This window comes from Pseudolysinimonas sp. (assembly GCF_031389465.1).
Taxonomy (GTDB): domain Bacteria; phylum Actinomycetota; class Actinomycetes; order Actinomycetales; family Microbacteriaceae; genus Pseudolysinimonas_A.
The window spans coordinates 1-2210 of the sequence record NZ_JANMSQ010000018.1 but is presented as its reverse complement, the minus strand read 5'-3'; the positions used below and the strand labels follow the sequence as shown (position 1 = coordinate 2210).

General features: G+C 70.3%; 2 protein-coding genes and 2 pseudogenes. All 4 read right to left on the bottom strand.

Annotation, left to right across the window (positions count from 1 at the left end; translation table 11 throughout):
• Nucleotides 1-188 (bottom strand): annotated as a pseudogene (locus tag RMO30_RS00580) (hypothetical protein); the annotation flags it as partial.
• 9 nt (nt 189-197) lie between these two features.
• Nucleotides 198-929 carry a DUF2071 domain-containing protein gene (locus tag RMO30_RS00575; protein WP_309708091.1) on the bottom strand — a complete coding sequence of 244 codons (732 nt, stop codon included), beginning with the start codon at nt 927-929 and terminating at the stop codon, nt 198-200.
• Entirely contained in the window at nt 926-1939 is a 1014-nt protein-coding gene (locus tag RMO30_RS00570; RefSeq protein ID WP_309708088.1) for a hypothetical protein, read from the bottom strand. Before RMO30_RS00570 ends, RMO30_RS00575 begins: the two co-directional genes overlap by 4 nt.
• A gap of 74 nt (nt 1940-2013) precedes the next feature.
• A pseudogene (locus tag RMO30_RS00565) lies at nt 2014-2210 on the bottom strand (ammonia channel protein); the annotation flags it as partial.

Below are 2210 nucleotides of genomic sequence, written 5' to 3'. Positions count from 1 at the left end.
GCGTCGCTTCCGGGCACCTGGCGGTCGTGCACAGCTCGCACGCCGGTGTCGGCGAGTTCGGCGAGGATGCGTCCCACGACGCTCTCCCCCGCCGCGCCGTTGCGCCAGTCGGCGGCTTCGCGCGAACCAGCACGACGCAGGCTCTCGCGGTGGGCCGACGCTCCGGCGAAACCGCGATCCTGGGTCATGGCGGCAGGCTAGTCCGGGCGGCCGACCTCCCACCCGAACCGCGTCTGCACCCCCGGTGAGAACAGCACCGAATCGGGGGCTCGGTCCGTCACACCCGGCAGCCCGGCGGCGGTCACGAGTTCGTCGTCGAGGTCGAGTAGCTCCGCGGCGTGCACCGGCCAGGGCTCGTGTTCGTTGGGCAAAAACCGCGTCCGACCGCCGCACGCGGTGAACATCCCCCAGCGGGCCGTGAGAAAGTCGGCGAGCGGATCGGCTTCGATCAGCTCCCCCGGTCTCGTAACGATCGTGCTCGATGGCCCGCCCCGGTGCCGACGCGAGCTGTAGCGGATGACGCCGGCAGCGGCATCCATCGTGGTTCGCGACCAGAAGTACGGCAGGCCGAAAACGGCGCGCGCCGCGAGCACGGCGGCCAGCCGCGACGCTTCGAGCGACAGGAACACCACCCCGCGCCGGCCCGTCTCATCGACGCCGTAGAGCCGCACGTTGACCTCGACGAAGCTGCCGAGGTAGGGCACCGGCGGGCTGCCGAAGAGAGTCGCCCGATCGAGCAGGAACGGGATGAGTCCGACCCAGGTGCCTCCGTCGTGCTCGTCGGGGCTCACCCCGGGTGGCAACAGCGGCGCCACCACGGCGGGGTCGACCCGCCAGTGCAGGAAAGTCAGGTCGCTCCACCGCTGGCTCGCGATCACGCGACCGGCGAGCGGCGGTGCGGTGCGTCGGATGGGCTCGGGTGTCGTCATGAAGCCTGCCGCCGCCGCAGCAGTACCCACACCGGCGCCGAGACCGCGGCGGCACCGAGCGCCACCCCGAGGAACGCCAGAAGCGGAGTCCAGAGCACCCCGACTTGCGCGCTGAACAGGATGCCGACGGTGTCGCCCGAGATCGGCGGCGCGAGGAATCCGACCGCTGTCGCCCCGAGGAGCGCAAGTCCCCAACGCGGCGCGATTCCGGCTGCGGCGAGCGGCATCGCGGAGTAGATGACCCCGGCGACAATCCCGGCGAGGGCGCCCACGGCTGCCGACCAGGGGAACGACACCGTCACGGCACCCGGGGCTGTCGCCGCGATCCCGGCGAGGAATCCGAAGCCCAGCGATCGGGTGAACGGGCGACCCGTCGCCTTCAAGGTGTCCACCAGAAGCCAGCCGAGTGCTCCGGCGGCAGGGCCGATCGCCCCGGCAAGCAGGATGCGCGGTACATACGGGTCGAGGGCTGCCTCGAGGCTCGCGAGCCAGAGCGCGAACGCGATCCAGAAGCCGAGCACCCCGGCGATCGCTTCACTCCCTCGAACCTGTGGCAACGGGCCGACATCGGGCGGCGACCAAGCCAGCACCACATACGCCGCTGACGACACGAAGAGCGGCAGTGCGCCGCCGAAGTCGACGATCCCGCATCCGTCGAACCGGCACGGCTCGGTGATGAGCAGCGGGATGAGCGCCGCCCCGGGAAACACGATGAGGCCCCACGCGAGCATGAGCACCCAGCGGGCGACCCGGTCGGCCCCCGAGCCGATCGCGGCAGCTTCCAGGAGCACCAGCACCGGGAGCGTGAACGCCGAGATCCCCAACAGGTAGTCGAGTCGCGCGGCGTCGGTGAGCAGGCCGAGCGACGTCGTGACGAGAGCCGTCAGGGCCGCTGCGGCAATCGCCGGCCAGATCATGCGGCCACCGATCACGGGCCGGACGAGCTGGAAGATCGCGAGGGTGGCTAACGCCCCGGCCGCGAACGAGATCGCGACGAAGAGCAGGGTCATGGCGCAAATGTACGGGGCGCCGCCCCCGAAGGAACGGCGCCCCGCGCGGACATGTCCGCGGAACTGCTGAGGACTTACTTGGCGTCGAGGACGTAGCCCTCTTCGCCGTGTACGACCAGGTCGACACCGGCGATCTCGTCGTCGTTCTTCACGCGGAAGCCGATCGTCTTCTCGAGGATGAACCCGATGACGAAGGCAAGCACGAACGAGTAGATCATCACCGAGACCGCGGCGATTGCCTGAACCGCGAGCTGGTTGAACGAGCCGCTGT

Bases quoted from the DNA above. Each gene is read 5' to 3' on its own strand.
- RMO30_RS00570 (WP_309708088.1), bottom strand. From the start codon at position 1,939: ATGACCCTGCTCTTCGTCGCGATCTCGTTCGCGGCCGGGGCGTTAGCC.
- RMO30_RS00575 (WP_309708091.1), bottom strand. From the start codon at position 929: ATGACGACACCCGAGCCCATCCGACGCACCGCACCGCCGCTCGCCGGT.